The organism is Blastopirellula sediminis, assembly GCF_020966755.1.
Taxonomy (GTDB): domain Bacteria; phylum Planctomycetota; class Planctomycetia; order Pirellulales; family Pirellulaceae; genus Blastopirellula; species Blastopirellula sediminis.
Genome location: NZ_JAJKFT010000010.1, coordinates 1,723,386 through 1,740,797 on the forward strand (window position 1 = coordinate 1,723,386; position 17,412 = coordinate 1,740,797).

At 59.1% G+C, this 17,412-nt stretch carries 18 protein-coding genes; 6 read left to right on the forward strand and 12 right to left on the reverse strand.

What is annotated here, in order from left to right:
- Positions 1-15: 15 nt before the first annotated feature.
- Both LOC68_RS18695 and LOC68_RS18700 read right to left on the reverse strand, forming a co-directional pair.
- Positions 16-1,179, reverse strand: coding sequence for a hypothetical protein (locus LOC68_RS18695; RefSeq protein WP_230221560.1), 1,164 nt, complete (start codon positions 1,177-1,179; stop codon positions 16-18).
- Positions 1,180-1,545: 366 nt separating this feature from the next.
- Entirely contained in the window at positions 1,546-2,694 is a 1,149-nt protein-coding gene (locus tag LOC68_RS18700; RefSeq protein WP_230221562.1) for a serine hydrolase domain-containing protein, read from the reverse strand.
- Positions 2,695-2,912: 218 nt separating this feature from the next.
- Between LOC68_RS18700 and LOC68_RS18705 the strand changes: the two genes are divergently transcribed.
- Together LOC68_RS18705 and LOC68_RS18710 are read left to right on the forward strand one after the other, a co-directional pair.
- Complete coding sequence (locus LOC68_RS18705; RefSeq protein ID WP_230221563.1) at positions 2,913-3,317, forward strand: hypothetical protein; 405 nt, start codon at positions 2,913-2,915, stop codon at positions 3,315-3,317.
- A gap of 138 nt (positions 3,318-3,455) precedes the next feature.
- On the forward strand, positions 3,456-4,388 hold the full coding sequence (locus tag LOC68_RS18710; RefSeq protein ID WP_230221565.1) for a DUF1559 domain-containing protein: 933 nt from the start codon (positions 3,456-3,458) through the stop codon (positions 4,386-4,388).
- 216 nt (positions 4,389-4,604) lie between these two features.
- Here LOC68_RS18710 and LOC68_RS18715 read toward each other — a convergent pair whose 3' ends face one another.
- From LOC68_RS18715 to LOC68_RS18755, 9 genes are all read right to left on the reverse strand, one after another.
- Positions 4,605-5,486, reverse strand: coding sequence for an alpha/beta hydrolase (locus tag LOC68_RS18715; protein WP_230221567.1), 882 nt, complete (start codon positions 5,484-5,486; stop codon positions 4,605-4,607).
- Between the two features lie 100 nt (positions 5,487-5,586).
- Positions 5,587-6,213, reverse strand: a complete 627-nt coding sequence (locus tag LOC68_RS18720) for a DUF4272 domain-containing protein (protein WP_230221569.1) — start codon at positions 6,211-6,213, stop codon at positions 5,587-5,589.
- Positions 6,214-6,264: 51 nt separating this feature from the next.
- Complete coding sequence (locus tag LOC68_RS18725) at positions 6,265-6,816, reverse strand: ankyrin repeat domain-containing protein (protein WP_230221571.1); 552 nt, start codon at positions 6,814-6,816, stop codon at positions 6,265-6,267.
- Between the two features lie 44 nt (positions 6,817-6,860).
- Complete coding sequence (locus LOC68_RS18730; protein WP_230221573.1) at positions 6,861-8,015, reverse strand: site-2 protease family protein; 1,155 nt, start codon at positions 8,013-8,015, stop codon at positions 6,861-6,863.
- A gap of 154 nt (positions 8,016-8,169) precedes the next feature.
- Positions 8,170-9,147: a hypothetical protein gene (locus LOC68_RS18735; RefSeq protein WP_230221574.1), complete on the reverse strand. Its 978-nt coding sequence runs from the start codon at positions 9,145-9,147 to the stop codon at positions 8,170-8,172.
- Between the two features lie 757 nt (positions 9,148-9,904).
- Positions 9,905-10,153, reverse strand: coding sequence for a hypothetical protein (locus tag LOC68_RS18740; RefSeq protein ID WP_230221576.1), 249 nt, complete (start codon positions 10,151-10,153; stop codon positions 9,905-9,907).
- Positions 10,154-10,237: 84 nt separating this feature from the next.
- Positions 10,238-10,603, reverse strand: a complete 366-nt coding sequence (locus LOC68_RS18745; protein WP_230221578.1) for a hypothetical protein — start codon at positions 10,601-10,603, stop codon at positions 10,238-10,240.
- Positions 10,604-10,712: 109 nt separating this feature from the next.
- Positions 10,713-10,985, reverse strand: a complete 273-nt coding sequence (locus LOC68_RS18750; protein ID WP_230221580.1) for a hypothetical protein — start codon at positions 10,983-10,985, stop codon at positions 10,713-10,715.
- Entirely contained in the window at positions 10,982-11,266 is a 285-nt protein-coding gene (locus LOC68_RS18755) for a hypothetical protein (protein ID WP_230221582.1), read from the reverse strand. Before LOC68_RS18755 ends, LOC68_RS18750 begins: the two co-directional genes overlap by 4 nt.
- Before the next feature lie 137 nt (positions 11,267-11,403).
- Between LOC68_RS18755 and LOC68_RS18760 the strand changes: the two genes are divergently transcribed.
- The 4 genes from LOC68_RS18760 (at position 11,404) to LOC68_RS18775 (ending at position 15,940) form a co-directional block, all read left to right on the forward strand.
- The gene (locus tag LOC68_RS18760) at positions 11,404-14,262 is read left to right on the forward strand and encodes a response regulator (RefSeq protein WP_230221584.1); all 2,859 of its coding nucleotides are present in this window, start codon (positions 11,404-11,406) and stop codon (positions 14,260-14,262) included.
- Positions 14,263-14,510: 248 nt separating this feature from the next.
- On the forward strand, positions 14,511-14,681 hold the full coding sequence (locus LOC68_RS18765) for a DUF1328 family protein (protein WP_230221586.1): 171 nt from the start codon (positions 14,511-14,513) through the stop codon (positions 14,679-14,681).
- A 128-nt stretch (positions 14,682-14,809) separates the two neighbouring features.
- Positions 14,810-15,280, forward strand: coding sequence for a PA2169 family four-helix-bundle protein (locus LOC68_RS18770; RefSeq protein ID WP_230221588.1), 471 nt, complete (start codon positions 14,810-14,812; stop codon positions 15,278-15,280).
- Positions 15,281-15,382: 102 nt separating this feature from the next.
- The gene (locus tag LOC68_RS18775; protein ID WP_230221590.1) at positions 15,383-15,940 is read left to right on the forward strand and encodes a hypothetical protein; all 558 of its coding nucleotides are present in this window, start codon (positions 15,383-15,385) and stop codon (positions 15,938-15,940) included.
- Positions 15,941-15,950: 10 nt separating this feature from the next.
- Here the strand turns inward: LOC68_RS18775 and LOC68_RS18780 are convergent, their stop codons facing one another.
- Positions 15,951-17,393 carry a sigma-54-dependent transcriptional regulator gene (locus LOC68_RS18780; protein ID WP_230221592.1) on the reverse strand — a complete coding sequence of 481 codons (1,443 nt, stop codon included), beginning with the start codon at positions 17,391-17,393 and terminating at the stop codon, positions 15,951-15,953.
- Between the last annotated feature and the right edge of the window lie 19 nt (positions 17,394-17,412).

The window sequence follows — 17,412 nt, forward strand, 5'->3', positions numbered from 1 at the left end:
ACTCCACGTTTACCACTACGTTTTCGCCCCGCCTGTCGGCTCGATCTTGAGGCTACGCAGGAATTCTTCAATCATCTTCCGCTGCTCTGGCGTCACCTCAACGGCGGCTAACGTACGCAGCCGTTCAGCCAGATGATCCCAGTCGGCTTGCTCGCGTTGACAACGTTTTGCGTAGCTACTCAAGATCTGGAGAAACCAACGCAGTTTCGGTGGGTCAGCGGTCGGTAGACGTTTTTCGAATAGGTCCAGCGCAACGTCGCAACTTCGCTTGCGGCATTTCAATTCTTCCGTCATGTAACGATCCAGTGAGAACCAGTAGGTCGCTTCTGCGTCCGGATGCGTCGCCGGATGAGGACAATGTTCCGAAAAAAGTCGGAGGATGTCGGCGTTTAGAGCGTCGTCATGCTCCGAATGAAGACCGGACGCCAAATCGAACGCCGCCTGCTGTCGCTCCGGCGACTGGTGATCGGCGAACTCGCGCAATATTAACAGCAATTCGCGTCGGTCGCTTTCCGGCATCTTTCCATAGGTGGCGCGAATGTGCTCCAGTTCGTGAAAGAAGAATTTCCGTTCGAAAGGCGCAAGCTCGCGATCGAAATAGTTGCGCAGGCGTCGGCAATGAGCGTAGTGAAAGATCGCCTGATCCGCCTCGGGCATTTTCTTCGCCGGAAATAGCGCTCTTGAAGCGCTAACGAACCGGATGGCTGGGCTTGCGTCGTCGGTCAGAACTTCGAGGAGGATCGAGCGGTAGGTTACAGGCGAGGCCTGCGCGCGAAGCCGACCATAGAACCATTCTTCGGCAGGGGTTTGGTTAACGTCAATCGGAGAAATCGCGTTCATGCACCAGACCGCGAAAACTGGATCAACGTCGCGGCACCCAACTAGCATCTCCTGGGCTGCGCCGCGGACATCGATGCGGGACAGCAAGTTGCAGACGCGATCGATGCGTTTTCGCTCCATGTCGCTCGGGACGCCTGCGGTTTTGTAGCGCCAGTCGCCACTTTCACTTTTCGTCAGTTTAAGGAAAACGCGATCTCCCGTTTTCGGCTCACGTGTCGAATCGAAAACTCGAAAGGCGCCGCTCGGAATCACCACGTCATTCAGTTTCATCCTTTGCGGCTCTAGATACTCGCCAAAGAGATGGCGATCGATCCGCAGTTGCAGATGATAGACGCTCAATTTTTCCGCGTTTACGGGTCTTACTTCGACGAGTTCTCCCTCGATCCAGCTAACTCTTTGCTGCCCCGGGTAGCCGCCGTTCAACGTCTCGGCGAAAAAATCGCCCGAGATGTAAATAACGGGATAGGGGGTCTGCTCCGCGGGGGCATCCAGGGCTTGCGTGTCGATTGGGAACGACACGCACGAAAAGAGAAAGAGCGGTAGAACGAAAGGGAATGAGCGGCGTGGTCGAAGGTGTGAGCAAATGCCGCCGCGGTGGGAACGACGGTGCATGCCTGACTCCATGGCGGCGGATCTCCTTGGTACGCCGAAAATCCTTTCCGCCGAACGGCAGGTTCGGCGGAAAGGGAAGTTGCGACATATAGTCTACTGCTTCACGGCATCCGTAGCCAACGTTTGAAACGCTTTCCGCACGTCGCTGTCGTCGCCGTTGCCAAAACCGCTGCGCTGGATCATCAGGACGAAGATCATCTTCTTGTCGGGATCAATCCAGCCTTGCGTGCCGAAGGCGCCGCCGTGGCCGAAGGTTCCGGGGCTGAGCATGCCGGTTACCCCTTGCGGCTCGCGGACCAGATAGAAGCCAAGGCCCCAGCCGCAGCCGGCGGTGAAGCCGGTCTTCAGGTCGCCGGTTTGCAGTTTCGTCATTTCGGCGACGGCCGATTCAGAGAGATAGCGTTTGCCGCTGGCCACACCGCCGTCGAGCATCATTTGATAGAACTTCACCAGGTCGGCGGCGGTCGTGACAAGGCCGGCGCTCGGGTTCGGACCTTTCACTTTGCTCGGATCGGAGTAAGCGTTGCCGGACGGCTTCAGCGTGCCGGGCTGATCGCCGGGAGAATAGATCTGGGCGGTGCGCGCCCGTTGCTCTTCATTGGGGTAGAAGGTGGTGTCGTTCATCCCCAGCGGCTGAAAGAGGCGAGTTTCGAGGAACTTTTCAAACGGCATTCCGCTGATCACTTCGACCGCTTCGCCGGCGACGGTCAGGCCAGGGCTATACGACCAGTTACTGCCGGGATCGAACAGCAGCGGCCGGGTAGCGACATCCTTCGCCGCGTCGGCCAGCGAGGTCTCGAACGATTGGCTCCCTTGAAAGCCGGCCGTGTGGCTCATGCAGTCGCGGAAGGTGATCGGCCGCGACGGGGCTTTGCCATCCTTCAATTTGACGTCGGCGAACTCGGGCAGGTACTTCGAGACCGGATCGTCGAGCGACAGCTTCCCTTCGTCGACCAGCATCATCACGGCGGTCGCGGTGATCGGCTTGGTCATCGACGCGATGGCGAACATCGTCTCCTTCTTCATCGGCTGGTCGGTTTCGAGATTCGCTTTGCCGTCGGCCGCGTGGTGAATGATTTTTCCCTCCTTGGCGACCAGGGTGACGGCGCCCGAAATCTTCCCTTCCGCGGCGAACTTTTGCATCGCGGCGGAGATCGGCGAAATCTGGGGAGCTTCGGCGCTCGCCAGCGGCGCCAGCAGCAGGGGGAGGAGGAGGGCGAGCAGAGGCGAAAAACGACGCATCAGGGGGCTCCTGGAGGAGGGGGGATTTTTGACGGGAAGCCCCTAATTTAACTGACTTAGGTGCGGTTTTCCTCCATCTTTGCTCGAAATGGTTGGTTTCGGGGAGAAGTCAGTGAAGAATTGACGTTTGCCGTTGCCTTTACGGCTAATCCGGTTACGATTGAGATCACTGCCTGAGTGCAATTGAATTGCAAGTTTAGTCCCGTTTGCAAATTTCCATGCAAAGCCTAGCGGCCAAATTCGTCTTCCTCGCCTATGTCGCTTCGGTGACGTTGGCTCCGGGATTGCACGAACTCTCGGGCTGCCAGCATGCTCACGGGGCGCACGCACATTCGCACGCTCACGCCCATGCTCACGGCGATCATGATCATCACCATCATGACCATGATCACGCGCACGCGGCGGCTTCTCCCCGGACGGTCGTTTGGGGCGACGTCGAGCTGCATGGCGATTCGCATGAATGTGCGATCTGCCGTTTCCTGGATCAGAACCTGACCTTCGCGTCGGCGCCTCCGGTCGATGTGGCGGAAGAGGTTGCCCGCTCGCGGGAGCCTTTGATTCCGACTTCGCCTAAGCTGGCGATTTTCTCTCCGGCTAGTCCTCGAGCTCCTCCGGTCGTGTAAGCGTTATGCAGCGATCTTGCTGCGCTTATTTCTTACGACCCGATTTTTGATCGCCGCAGGAGTGCAGCGATCCTCCGCTCCGACGCTATCCGTCGGACCGAGACCTCGAGCATACCCATCTTCACCGGAGAGCAGAACGTGCAGAAGCGCGACGCATTTACGTTAGTGGAACTGTTGGTCGTGATTGCGATCATCGGCATCTTGATCGCCTTGTTGTTGCCGGCGGTGCAGCAAGCCCGCGAAGCGGCCCGGCGGATGTCGTGTACGAACAACCTGAAACAGATCGGCTTGGCCAGCCACAATTACCACGACACCTTCAAGTCGTTCCCGTCGGGCTGGATCGCCACCGTCGAGGGAACGAACGTTCCGTTTGCGCACGGCGAACCAGGCTGGGGATGGGCCGCACAGTTGTTGCCGATGCTGGAACAGCAGAACGTCGTCGACAGCCTGATCGACTTCCGCTTGTCGATTCGCCATTCGACTCACACGACGGTTCGCGTTCATCATGTGCCGGGCTACCATTGCCCGTCCGACCGGGCGCCGTTCACGTTTGAGGCGCACGGCGAAGATCATGGCCACGCCGACAGCGGCAGCGGAGGAGACGACGATCTGGAACTGGCTTCGGCCAGTTATATCGGCGTCTTCGGTTCGACCGACAATGGGGGGACGACGATCGAAGATTGCGAGTCGTTTGGCGCCGGGACGAAGTGCGCCGGCAACGGCGTCTTCCATCACAACAGCGCGACGAAGTTCGCATCGATCATCGATGGAACCTCGAACACCTTCTTCTGCGGCGAGCGGAAATTCACCGACGAAGCGCCGTCGACCTGGGTCGGTTCGGTGAGCGAATCGGAATACGCGATCGAGCGAATCCTGGGGATCGTCGACGATCATGCTCCGAACGACGACGACAACCATCCCGAAGATTTCCGCAGCCAACACCCGGCCGGAACCAACTTCGCCTTCTGCGACGGTTCGGTCCACCTGATCACCGAAACGATCGACTTGCAGGTCTACCGCAACCTGGCCAATCGCCAGGATGGTCAAGTGATTCCATCCGATTCGTACTAAGCGAGTCTGGAAGCGAATCGACAAAAAAAACAGGGACCGAAGATTCGGTCCCTGTTTTTGTTTCTTGGGCTGCTGTTTTCTGGCGTAGGTTGGGTGCAGCGAAACGCAACCCAACAATGCGTTCGAGCGTTTGGAAGGTGGGTTACGCAAGCGAGCTATGTTGAACGAGCCAAATCGGCTCTGTTTCGCTTGCTGCACCCACCCTACGATTCGCCACTACTTCTTCGCGCTCAGCACGCCTTGCTTCTCCATGAACTTCGTTACTACGGTCGGCCAGAGGGTCACTTCGTGATCCGTGGGACGAAGGCCGTAGCCATGGCCGCCGGTTGGGTAGATGTGCACTTCGGCCGGAGTCTTCAAACGCTTCAGGCCGAGGAAGAAGGCGATGCTGTTGTTGCACGGAACCGGATCGTCTTCGGCGTGGATCATGATCGCCGGCGGCGTGGTCGGCGTCACTTCGGCCCGATCGTTCAAAACGACGCTGTCCGGTTCGGTCGTCAGGTAAGCCGGGTAGACCAGCACCAGGAAGTCGGGGCGGCAGCTCAGCTTGTCCGCTTCGTCGATCGGATCGTACGTTTTCAGGTCATGGCCGACGCCGGTGATCGCGGTCAGATTGCCGCCGGCCGAGAAGCCGAGGAGCCCGACCCGATTGGGATCGATTCCCCACGCTTCGGCGTTTTCGCGAGTCAGACGCATCGCACGCTGGGCGTCCTGCATCGGACCGGTTTGATAGTCCCCTTTGGCCCGCGGAACGCGATAGTGCAGAACTACCGCGGTGACGCCGATGTCGTTCAGCCACTTGGCGACTTCCGTTCCTTCCAGATCGTAGGCGAGGATGTTGTATCCGCCGCCGGGGCAGACGACGACCGCCGCGCCATTCTTCTTGTCCGCCTCCGGCTGGAAAACGGTGATCATCGGCTTGGTGACTTTCGTCGTTTTGCGGCCGATCCGCTGGTCGATTTCCTCAACGATCTCCTCTTTCACGCTCGGGTCTTGGCCCGGAACCTGACCAGCGGGCCAGAGGACGACTTCAACGTTTTCGGCCCAAGCAGGCGAAGCGACAAGCGCGAGAATCGCAGCGGCGAGCATCTTCTTCATCGGTGGGAAATCCTCAAATAGGGGCAGAGTAGGGATGCAATGGCGAGAATAGTCGACGCCGCGCCGCGATGCAACTTGGGGGGGAGAAGTCGGGCGTGGATTACGCGTCGACTTGCACTTCGTCCCACTCGACCGAGTTATAAAGCCACTCGAAGGCGTAGCAGCGCTGCCACAGCACGACGTATTGCAAGTCTCGCGGAGCTCGTTGGCGTTTCATCGCCTGGCGGATGTAGCAGTGCAAATGGTAGTGGCGATCGCTTTCGGCCAAGATTTCGCCGGGCGAACGCAGCTGCGCCGATTCGACGAACTTGTCGATCGGCGTTCCTAGCCCGGGCATGATTTCGTCGACCAGTTGCGTCGTGTCGCACGTTCGCGTCGGCAGGCCGAGCGTCCTGACTTTGCCGATCGCCCACAGCAACGCCCATTCCGCTTCCACTCGCCAGCGTGCGGCAGCGCTATCTTGTTCGGACGGCTCTTCGGCTTGGAGTAAAGCGAGCTCTTGAGGAGAGATCTCGTCGGTCAAGCCTTGCGAATCGAGCCAGCGGAGAACTTCGCCGCCATCCACGCCAAAACCGACCGCGACGACGCCGTGCAAAATGATCGCGCGACGGGCAATTTCCGACGCCGTACCAGGAAGAGGCTCGTCGAACTCCGCGTCGGCAATCGCCGGTACAACTTCTTCGCCGCAAAGTTTGTGGGCGATCGCGAACTCTTTGGTCGTCGTCATCGTGAGAAGTCTTTGGGAGAATCGTTCTGCAATCTTTACGGGCTCGCAGGTCTAAACTTCTTCCCGCTCCGCTTCCAATTCATACGCGGTTTTCGCCCCATGGCTGCGCAGCAGGTCGATTACCGCCGGATCGTCGGTCCAGTCGATCGCCGCCAGACGGCAGCCGGGGTCGTCGTACAGATTGTAGAGCCGGTTCAGATCGGCGCCTGCTTCGACCAAGAGGGTGACGTAACGCAAGCGGCGTTCCGGCGACAGCTTCCAGTTGAGGGCCGAGACAAGCGATCGATCGAGATTCGGATTGGCGCCGCGGGCGATCAGCAGTTCGACCGTTTCGTCCTTTTCAAACAAGATCGCCGTTTGCAGCGGCGTATCGCCAGTCGGGATCAACTGCACGTTGATGTTGTATCCGGCGTCGAGCATCGCCGCGACGACCGCTGCGTTTCCGTCTTTGACCGCCAGGTTCAGCCACGAGCGTTTCAAGTCTTCGGTCGTGACGAAATCGCGGACGAGCGACGGATTGGCGGCGATGACTTCCTGCACGCGCTGCGGATCTTGGGCGTAAATGGCGCGGGCCAACGCTTGATTGGCGGTCTTATCGATCAACGGACAGAGGCTTTCCTGCGGGAGACGAAATCAAAGCTCTCATTCTAACCTTGACTCTGCCGGAGCGCCGACCGGATGGCGATGAACTCCCCGACGTTTTCCAGGTCGATCACGCCGACGAGCTGCCCATTGGCGACGATTGGCATTGAGTTACAGGCGCCATTTTGCAGCCGTTCGTAGGCGGTTTGCAGCATTTCGCTCGGCGTGGCGACCTGAAAATCGGTCCGCATCACGCCGCTGATCGGCGCCTGGTTGCCACTTTCGGCGAGTGCCCGCAGCAGATCATGTTTGGTCAGCATCCCGACCACTTTGCCTTCGTCGACCACCGGAAAGTCTTGCTGAAAGCCGGCCAAGACGTGCGTTGCCGCGTCGCCCAGCGTTTCGTCCGGGCGAACCGTCTCGAAGTGGGTGATCATCACGCTGCGGATCGGAATCCCGGTAAGGGCGAACTTTCGCTGCACCATCGCCGCTTCGGCGGTCGCCCCCATCCAGACGAACAAGGCGATGAAGACGAGAAACGGATTGTAAAAGAGGCCGAAGAAGCCAAAGAGGAAGGCCATGAACTGGCCGACCCCGGCGGCGACCTGGGTCGCTTGCACGTAGTCCATGTGCATCGCCAGGAACGCCCGCAGCACGCGTCCCCCGTCCATCGGGAAGGCGGGGAGCAAATTGAAGAGGACCATGATCACATTGAAGGCGAACAGGACGAAGCAGATCGACGCCGCTTGTTGCCAAATGGTGAGATCGGTCATCGTCTTCATCGACGCGTTCTCGCCGAAGACCGAACTGAGATAGAGGAGCGCATTGCTGCGATCCGACGCCAAGCTGCCGATGAGCAGGGTCAGCCCCAAGAAGAGGACCGCCAAGACGACGTTGACCATCGGGCCGGCGATCGCAACGACCAACTCTTGCTTTGGATCTTCCGGCATCCGTTCGAGTCGGGCGACGCCGCCGATCGGCAGGAGCGTGATGTCTTTCGTTTCAATGCCATAACGGCGTGCGGCGAGCGCATGTCCCAGTTCGTGCAGGACGACGATAAAAAAGATCGCCCCGACCATCGCCAGGCCGAAGAGGGTATCGCTGAGATCGTCGCCGCGGGTCCAGTGGAGCGCCGCGAACCAGACCAGGATGATCAGGAAGGTGAAGTGGACGTAAACGCCGATGCCGAACAGAGTGCCGATCCGTAGCGACCATTTCATACGACAAACGCCTTTCGAGCCAGGTTGCGAAATCTAGTTGAATTGTAGAGCAGAATTGCGCGAACTGAACCAAACGACATAAAAAAACGCCGCACCCAAGTTGGGTGCGGCGAATTGCTGAGCTTCAGCTATTCTAAATGTTTACGGCGAGCAACTAGTTGCCGCCGATGGCGGCTCCAATGCCGGCGCCGATGTTGGCGCCTTGCTGACCGCCGATCGCTCCGCCGATGCCGGCGCCAATGTTCGCCCCTTGCTGGGCGCCACGATTACCGCCGTAGTAGCCCGGACCGTAACCCGGTCCATATCCCGGACCGTAGTAGTTGCGGCCATAGCCGTTGTTGTAGTAGCCATTGTTGTAGCTACCGCGGTAGTAGGTGCGGTTCGGGCCGGTGTAATAGCCGTTGCCGTAGTAAACCTGACCGGTCACGCCGACGCGCGGAGCGACGTAGCTCGCACGTTCGTAGCGAACCCAGTTACCGCCGCGGTGATACATCCAGTAGCCGCTCGGGGTCCAGTACCACCATTCGCCGTTGTGCTGCTTGTAGCGCCACTTGGCGTTGCGGTCGTGGTTGTCGGCGTGATCGTGGTCACGATCACGGTTGCGATTCATGTTGGCCTGCGCCTGAGCGCTCAGATCCACGCCAGCGTCAACGTCGACGGCCGGAACGTTCGGATCGACGTTCGCGTTGGGGGCGGCGTTCGCACGAGCGTTCACATCAACCCCTTGAGCGTTGGCGTCAACCGTGGCGCGAGGATCGCCGTTCATCTTGGCGTTTACGTCCACGCCGGGAGCGTGGGCGTCGACCATCGCTTTGGGAGCGGCGTTGGCTTTCGCGTCGACGTTCAGTTGCGCGTCGAGTTTCGGAGCGCGGTCCGCTTTCACGCCGGCGTCGACCGCGGCATCAGCTTGTGCGGCCGGAACCGGCAGGGCTTTATCGGTCGGAACATTCGGCGGATCGACGACCGGAGGGGTTTCCGGTTTCGCCGCATTCACATCGACGTTGACGCCAGCCTTCGCTTGGGCAGGACCTTCAATGGCATTGGTCAGGTCTTTCGCGTCTTGAGCTGCAACAGGCAACGCCAAGGCGCAAACGCCCAACAATCCCATCCAGCTCCAAGTAGTCTTCGTCATCGTAGTCTCCTCCTAACAGAGTCTTGCGAGAGTCGCGAATCCACGAAACGCGACGTTGTGTTCTTGCGAAGAGCTAATTGCAAAGGCCATGCCGCTTGAGCAAAAGTCGCAATCCGCGGCGTTTTCGCCGAAAAAAGCGCAACGTGCTGCCGGCTCGGCGACCAACGTGAAGGGATGACCGCCAATGTGCATGCTGGGGAAGTTGCACATAGAGAGATGGAAGTGGAAACAGTGATGGATAGCCGCGATAGCTCTTGCTATCGGGGCGGCGCAGCCGCAGGAAGCATCCGTCGCTGGAATGCAGTAAAGGCGCGGTTGGCAAACTTCAAACGATGTGGCGACTGCCGATTTGATTTCGGGCGCGGATGGATGCTTCCTGCCGACTTCGTCGGCCCGATAGCGAGAGCTATCGCGGCTATCCATACAGACTTTGCAGGAAGTGCGGAAGCGTTGCGAAAGAGTTCGCGAGCAAGAAATAAAAAAAGCCCGGCGCGTGATTGTTAGGAATCATCGCGCGTCGGGTTCACGCTACGGGGTGCTTACCTAACGCTCCGTGTAGCGTCCCTGTCCGACCGCGGTCATCTGGAGCCAGATCACCGTAAGGGCCCATCGGCCGGACATCTGTAATCTAGGTTGCGGTTTCGGGAGACGCAAATAAATTTTTTTGCGGCGTTTACGGCTCATTTAAAGGGGAAAAACGGGGCGGCAAGGGAGGGCCGGCCAAGGCCGATGCGCCAGGGATCGCTCACCTCTCGACCTAGTTCGCAGGATTCTCGGCGCGTCCTTCGATATCGATGTCGACTCCTTTGCCGCCGCCGATGTCGATATCAATCTTTCCTTTTCGCTCCGTCTCCAGCGGAGTCGGATCGACGGTGGAGTCGACCGCCGGCGTCACGTCGTCATGCGCCGTATGCGGCGGCGGAGCGCAGCCCAGGAAGAAAATGGCGGCGCAAATCACGCCGAGTCCCAAGTGGTACAAGTCAAACGATTCCATGCGGCGGACCATGAGCGTAGTTCCTGTTAACGGCTGGGGGAAAAAGAGAACGGCTCGCCGGCTGTGGTCCAGCGAGCCGTTCGGCTAGGGGGAAATCTAGCCAGAAGTGCTGGAAGCTCCTTCTTCGCTCGTCGCAGGCGCGGCCTGGGGAGCAGTAGTCGCGTTGGCTTTCACTTCGGTTTGGGCGTCCGAGTCGCCGCTAACGTTGTCACGAACTTCTTCGGCGCCCTCCTGGATCTGCTTACCGGCGTCGTTCAGCAGTTGCTTCCCTTCTTCGACCGCCTTGCCGGCGTCATCCTTCATCTGCTGCGTGTTGACTTCAATCGTCGTGGTCGCCGAGTTGTTTTCGACGGTCGCGTAACCCATGGCGTAAATCAGACCGCAGGCGATCACGATGATCACCGCAAGCGTCGCCAATACGCCGGCGATCGAATTGCCGTGACGTGGTGCATTGGTGTTCATGCGAATTCTCCCGAAACGGTGAATGGAAATTGCGGCGACGTTCGCCGCGGCAGTCCCTAAGGCACATCGCGGGCCAATCGGTAAAAGTTCTTCGTAAATCAATTGACGTTTACAGGTTGCGTCGCGACTGCCGTCGCTCGCACGAAGCGTAAGACTGGCCGCCGGACGACCAGCCTGATTGCGCCGCGTGCGCCGCGAAACGCTTCTTCGCTGTCGCACGGTTGTTGAAATTTGCGCAAGCGGCGATGAATGCTGCAGAATTGATCGATTTCGCGACGAAGTCGGGAAAAATCGGCGCTTTTGCACGTCGATGGTCGGATATTTGCTTGATACACGCATCGGAAATCAGGTGAGCTGAAATCGCGGGTGGGGTGACGGTCACTCGACGTTGCGGTTTCTTCCGCCTAGCACGGCCAGCGCGGCGGCGAACAGCGCACCGCCGATTACCGACCAGATGATTGGAAACGTCGCGCCTCCAATCTGGACCGCCAGGAAATCGCCGATGCCGACCAATCGCGACAACCAGGCGCCGAGTAGCGCTCCGATGAATCCGAGAGCGATGGAGACGAGACAACCGCCGTGTGAATAGCCTGCGAGCGATTGGGCGATCGAACCGCAGACTCCAGCGATCAACAGTAACAACAAGAATTCGATCAGGGTCATGGCGACCATTACCTCAAAAAGAGTGGGCAAGAGTTTTTCAGCAGGCCAGCGATGCAACCGCCGCGCCAAAACGGGGTCGCACAGTTTTGCGATCCGTACTGCGAAAGGAGCTTGTCGAGCGCTGAGGAGTAAGGGAAGTGGACGCAACTGATCCGCCGAAGAAGTTATTTCTCCGACTGATGGAGGCGTTCGCCGTGGGCGATTCGCTACCAGATTCCGTGCGCCGCATTTTGCCTTGGCTGTTGTACGAGTTCGAATGTCGCTTTGGCTGCGTCACCGTGCCGAGCGACTCCGCCGATTCGCGAACCCTTTCCGCCCAGCTCTGGCACCCTGATGAACTGGTCGACAGCGACGAAGTGCTGAAACGCTTACGTCACCAAGGCGATCAAAATACGCCGGTCGAAGCGAGCGAAGCGGTGCTCCGGGCGTTTCTCGAAAAGGGTGCGGTCGTCGAAACGCTCGATACGACTGCGGATGGAGACGCGGCGCTGGCGGTGGTGGTGATTCCAGTCTTTCTGAATGACGCGCCGCTGTTGGCGGTCGAACTGTTTGGCCCCGCCGAGAAGTTACAGGGGCCCGAGTTCGAGTCAAAGCTGACCGACGCGACGCATGGGCTGTCGGTGTTGGCCGCATGTTGGCGCCGGGACGAATCGTACCAGCGGCTCGCGCAGATCGTCGACTCGTCGTACGACGCGATCATCAGTCGCGATCTGGATGATACGATCACCAGTTGGAACTCCGGCGCCGAAGCGGTCTATGGTTACCCGGCCGAGGAAGCGATCGGCCGCCCGATTTCGATCCTTTTTCCGCCGACGCGCCGGGAGGAAGAAGCGGAGATCCTGGAAGCGCGCCGCACCGGAAAGCGTTTAACGCAGTTTGAAACCGAACGGCGTCGCCGCGACGGACGAATGATCTCGGTTTCGATCACCACGTCGCCGCTGTGCGACGCCAGCGGGCGGATCGTGGGGGTGTCGACGATCGAGCGGGATATCTCCCAACGAATTCAAGCCGAACGTGAACTGCAAAAAGCGAAAGCGGCGGCCGAGCGGGCCAATCGGGCGCGGAGCGAATTTCTGGCGAACGTCAGTCACGAGATCCGCACGCCGATGAATGCGATTATCGGCATGACTAGATTGTCGCTGGCCGAAGAGCTGCCGGAAGCGGTGCGTGAATATGTCGAAACGGCGAACTCGTCGGCCCATACGCTGTTGAGCCTATTGAACGACATCCTCGATTTTTCCAAGATCGAGTCAGGCAAGTTCACGATCGATCGGAGCGAGTTCAACTTGCGCCAGACGATCGACGCAACGATGCGGGCCCTATCGGAACGAGCCTTCTCGAAAGGGTTGGAGCTGGCGATCGATTTCGATTCGCGGATTCCGGATCAACTGGTCGGCGATGAGATTCGCTTGCGGCAGATCATTACCAACCTGGTCTCGAACGCCGTGAAGTTCACCGAGCGGGGAGAGGTGCTGCTGTCGGTCAAGTTGCTCCGGCGGTTCCCGCGAGACGTGCGGATTCGTTTTACGGTCAGCGATACCGGGGTCGGCATCACCGACGCCGACCAGAAGCGGATCTTTGAGCCGTTCACGCAAGTCGACAGCTCTTCGACGCGTAACTTTGGGGGTAGCGGGTTAGGGCTGACGATTTGCCATGAACTGCTGCAACTGATGGGAGGTCAGTTGGAACTAAAAAGCGAACCAGGCGTCGGCAGTCGCTTCTCGTTCTCGCTGTTGTTTCCGAGAGCCAGGACGGCGGAGAACCGACTACGAGCGGCCGTGTTGCCGCCGGAGTTCGCCGGGATGCAAGTGCTGGTGGTCGACGACAACGAGACGAACCGCAAAATCTTGCGCGAACTGCTGCGAGCGTGGGATCTCGACGCGTTTACCACTTCAGACGCCGAGGAGGCGATTCGGCTCTTCCGCGAGAAACAGCAAGTCGGCGATCCGTTCGACCTGGTGCTGATCGACGCTTTGATGCCGGGGATCGACGGGTATGATCTCTGCAAGCGTTTGAATGAAGTCGCCGGCAAGACGCCGCCGATCGTGTTGATGGCGGCGCCGAGCGATCGCTATCACTTTCGCGAACGGGAGGAAGACTTGCCGATCCGGGCAACCTTGGCCAAGCCGATCACCGCTTCGAGTCTGCATGATTCGTTGGTCGAAGCGGTCTCGATTGCGGCGCCGGAGAGTCAGCGGACTCGTTCGGTCGAGGTGCTGACGAGCTTTCACGCGCTCCGCGTGCTGCTGGTCGAGGATACGGCCGCCAATCGTAAGCTGGTGACCAGTCTGCTGAAGAAGCGAGGGCATATCGTCGTCGAGGCGCATAATGGGCGCGAATCGCTCGAAAAATTCCGGGATGACGACTTTGACGTCATTCTGATGGATGTGCAAATGCCGATTATGGACGGGTTGCAGACAACCGCGGCGATACGGCAAATTGAACGCGAAGAAGACTACGAACCGACTCCGATCATCGCGATGACCGCGCATGCGATGCAGGGAGATCGCGAAAAGTGCCTTGGCGCCGGCATGGACGCTTACATTTCCAAGCCGATCGACATCGACGATCTGCTTGCTACCCTGGAAAGTTTGGCCAACGATTTCAACAACCATATGAACGGCGAAAACGAATCAAATCGGATCGAGATCCGTCCCCAGGAAGAGCCGCTGCAATTGGAGGCGACGCTCGATCGGTTGGGAGGAGATCTGGAGTTGTTCCGCGACTTTGTCGAGTTTTATGACGAAGACGCCAAAGCGTTGCTCGAGAATCTTGCCGACGCGGCGCGGACGAAAGACGTTCGTCGCTTGGAACGAGTCGCTCACAGTTTGAAAGGACTGGCCGGCAACGTCGGCGGCGAAGCGGCGGCGACTGCGGCGGCCAAAGTGGAGGAAGCGGCGCGCAGCGGCAACTTGGAAGAGTCGCAGGGGATGATCGCTTCGTTGACGTCGGAGCTCGATCGTCTGGCCAAAGCGCTCGAACCTTTCCGGCGCTAAGCGATATTGCGCCTGGTCGTCGCTCGTCCAGTGCGATAGCGGCGGAATCATTTCCGATCGATCAGACAGTCGATTTCTATTCGACTGCGGTAAATCTAACTCGTTGCATACGCGGCGATTGCGCGATTCTCCCCTCTCCGGCGCAGAGTTTGGCATACCAGCTGCAATAGAGATCTTTCGAAAGCAAATCTCGACGCCAAAGCGGCCGTTGAGTTCATCCAACGTTCGCCTTTCGAAAGGAGACTGTCATGTTGTACTGGGCTCTGATGTTCTTCATCGTCGCGCTACTCGCTGCTGGACTTGGCTTCGGCGGCGTGGCAGGCGCTGCGGCCGGTATCGCGAAGATCTTGTTCTTCGTATTCCTGGTCTTGTTCGTCGTGAGTCTGCTGACCGGTCTGGTTCGCCGGCCTGTCGTCTAAACGCAGACGCATGTCGATGATCGTTGAGAATGCCGGGCGCGAGCCGCGCCCGGCGCAGGTTAATCAGCGACGGCAAGCGAATTCGCAGGATGGAATCATTTGTCTTTCTCTTCCGCTAAGGAGCCGTCATGTCTCACTTAAGTACGATTTTCCAACTAGATAAAGAGACCCTCGCGGCGCTACGAGAGCTGACGCGCGTTTTGCACGACAGCCAGTCGGCGTTAACCGACGCAGCGGCGAAGGTGCAGTGTCCGGAAACGGCGCGACTCTTTTACGACCTGGCGACGCGACGCGCCCAGCTTGGGCATGAGCTTCGTCAATACATTCAGTTAAACGCCCAAGAGCCTCCGTCGACCGGTACGCTGAAGGGGGAAGCGCAGAAACTCTGGATGGAGCTTCGCTCCTCGGTCTCCGGCGGCAAGGCGGAATTAATTCTGGCCGACGTCGAACGGTTAGAGGACTATCTGGTCGTTGAATATAAGAAGTTGATACCAAAGACGGCCGGCAGCCCCTTGAGCGCCGTCTTTCACGAACAGTTCATTGCCGTGAAACAGGGCCGCGAACAGGTCGATGAGTTGCGGCGAAAGAAGCGGCAATAGAACTACCAAGACTTCCGAAAGGCGATCGGAAGAAGTTGGGTGATGGGAGGGAACGCGGCTGCCGCTAGCAGCCGCGTTCTTTTTTCGCAAAGGAGAAGAATCATGAGTCACGACTGTCTCATCGGCGTTTTTGAGTCATTGGAAGATTGGGAAACGGCGCAGCGTGAGATGGAACTGCGCGGATTGACCTCCCAGCACTTTAAACTGTTGCGCGACGAGCATGACGTGCGTGCACTCGCGCCGCGCATCTCACTGCAAACCGATCAGGCGAAGCCGTGGATGCTATGGGGAGCGGCGATTGGCGGCGCGTTTGGCGTGCTCGGAGCCATTTTGGCGGCGTACACGATGGGGAGCGAACTCGCCTTTAGCGGCGCTCCGGTCGTGATCGCGTTCACCTGTGCGATCGTCGGCGCCCTGATCGGCGGTTTCTCCGGCTGGGGAATTCCCCGCGATCAGGAAGCGGACGTCGTCAAGCTGTTGGCGGGTCGCAAGGGAGTAGTCGTCCGCGGCAATCCAGAGCAACTGGCGCAAGCCGAACACGCACTGCGTGCGGCCGACGCCGCGGCGATTCGATATTTCGCCGAGTCGTCGGACCCGACCGATCGAATCGCTCAAGGAATCGACATGGCGAAAGAAAGCCGTCCGCATCACGCGACGTAAGAGGACGAGGTTAGTCGTCCCCTTTCACCACTTGTTCGACGGTGATGCCGAGCGCCCGCATCTTGTGACGAAGGCTGCCGCGAGTAATTCCGAGCAGCGCGGCCGCCTTCGACTGATTGCCGCCGGTCTTGTCGAGAACGAACGAGAGCAATCGCTGCTCCATCCACTCAAGCGATTCGGCGTACATATCTTCTGAGCCGCGCGATTCAAGCTGTGCCAGGAATATGTCGAACGCATCCTCGTTGCTGCCGTGCGACTCGCTGCTGCGCGATGGAGTCGGTCCGCCGAACAATTCGGGCGGCAGCCATTCCGGAGCGAGCACGGTCGACGTCGCCATCAACATTGACTTGCGCAGCACCCCTTGCAGCTCACGAATGTTGCCGGGCCAGTCGTACGCTTTCAAGCGAGCCAACGATTCGGCGGACAGGCCGGTGATCTCTTTCCCCAACTGCCTATTGAACTGCTTCAGGAAGTATTGGACCAGTTGCTCGAGGTCGCCGTCCCGATCGCGAAGCGGCGGAATCGCGATCTCGAACGACTTTAGCCGATGGAACAAGTCCAAGCGGAAGTCGCCGTCGGCGATCATTTCTTCCAGGTCGCGATTGGTCGCCGAGATGATCCGAACGTCGGTCGTGATCGTTTCGGTCCCGCCGAGCCGCTCAAACCGTTGGTCCTGCAACAGCCGGAGGACCTTGGCCTGAATCGTCAGCGACATGTCGCCTACTTCGTCCAGGAAGATCGTGCCGCCGTTGCATTGCTCGAACTTACCGATGCGGCGCGAGTCGGCCCCGGTGAAGGCGCCTTTCTCGTGACCGAACAGTTCGCTTTCCAGCAGCGTTTCGCTCAGCGCGGCGCAGTTGACCGCCAAAAACGGCTGGTTGTTTCGATTGCTGTGCTGGTAAATCGCGCGAGCGATCAGCTCTTTACCGCTCCCGCTTTCGCCGCGGATCAGCACGTTCACATTCTGGGCGGCGACGCGGCCCACTTCTTTGTAGACGGCCAGCATCTGCGGGCTACGGCCGACCAAGAGATCGCCGCTTTCGTGGTCGTCCGCTTGCTGCGGCGTCAGCACGACCGGCTCATGCATCAAGCGGCGGTTTTCGATCGCCCGTTCGACCAGCTCCTGCACCATGCCGACGTCGAGCGGCTTGACCAGGTAATCGTAAGCGCCCAGCTTCATCGCTTCGATCGTCGTCTCGCTGTCGTCGCGACCGGTGACGAAAATGATCGGCAGCTTGGAATCGATCTTGCGAATCTGCCGCGCCAAGTCGAGACCGCTGATCTCGGGAAGCATGATGTCGAGCAACAGCACGTCGATCGTGTGTTTCTCGATCAGGGGAATGACCTCGTCGGCGCGCTGCGAGGTTAAAACTTCAACGTCGCTACCTTCAAAGCAACGCTGGACTAAGCGCGCTACGGCTCGATCGTCGTCAACGACAAGAATCTGCGTCATAGATGTATAGAGACAAGCG

Bases quoted from the DNA above. Each gene is read 5' to 3' on its own strand.
- LOC68_RS18755 (WP_230221582.1), bottom strand. From the start codon at position 11,266: ATGACCCTGATCGAATTCTTGTTGTTACTGTTGATCGCTGGAGTCTGC.
- LOC68_RS18700 (WP_230221562.1), bottom strand. From the start codon at position 2,694: ATGCGTCGTTTTTCGCCTCTGCTCGCCCTCCTCCTCCCCCTGCTGCTG.
- LOC68_RS18780 (WP_230221592.1), bottom strand. From the start codon at position 17,393: ATGACGCAGATTCTTGTCGTTGACGACGATCGAGCCGTAGCGCGCTTA.
- LOC68_RS18705 (WP_230221563.1), top strand. From the start codon at position 2,913: ATGCAAAGCCTAGCGGCCAAATTCGTCTTCCTCGCCTATGTCGCTTCG.
- LOC68_RS18775 (WP_230221590.1), top strand. From the start codon at position 15,383: ATGAGTCACGACTGTCTCATCGGCGTTTTTGAGTCATTGGAAGATTGG.
- LOC68_RS18715 (WP_230221567.1), bottom strand. From the start codon at position 5,486: ATGAAGAAGATGCTCGCCGCTGCGATTCTCGCGCTTGTCGCTTCGCCT.
- LOC68_RS18770 (WP_230221588.1), top strand. From the start codon at position 14,810: ATGTCTCACTTAAGTACGATTTTCCAACTAGATAAAGAGACCCTCGCG.
- LOC68_RS18765 (WP_230221586.1), top strand. From the start codon at position 14,511: ATGTTGTACTGGGCTCTGATGTTCTTCATCGTCGCGCTACTCGCTGCT.
- LOC68_RS18740 (WP_230221576.1), bottom strand. From the start codon at position 10,153: ATGGTCCGCCGCATGGAATCGTTTGACTTGTACCACTTGGGACTCGGC.
- LOC68_RS18720 (WP_230221569.1), bottom strand. From the start codon at position 6,213: ATGACGACGACCAAAGAGTTCGCGATCGCCCACAAACTTTGCGGCGAA.
- LOC68_RS18735 (WP_230221574.1), bottom strand. From the start codon at position 9,147: ATGACGAAGACTACTTGGAGCTGGATGGGATTGTTGGGCGTTTGCGCC.
- LOC68_RS18730 (WP_230221573.1), bottom strand. From the start codon at position 8,015: ATGAAATGGTCGCTACGGATCGGCACTCTGTTCGGCATCGGCGTTTAC.
- LOC68_RS18745 (WP_230221578.1), bottom strand. From the start codon at position 10,603: ATGAACACCAATGCACCACGTCACGGCAATTCGATCGCCGGCGTATTG.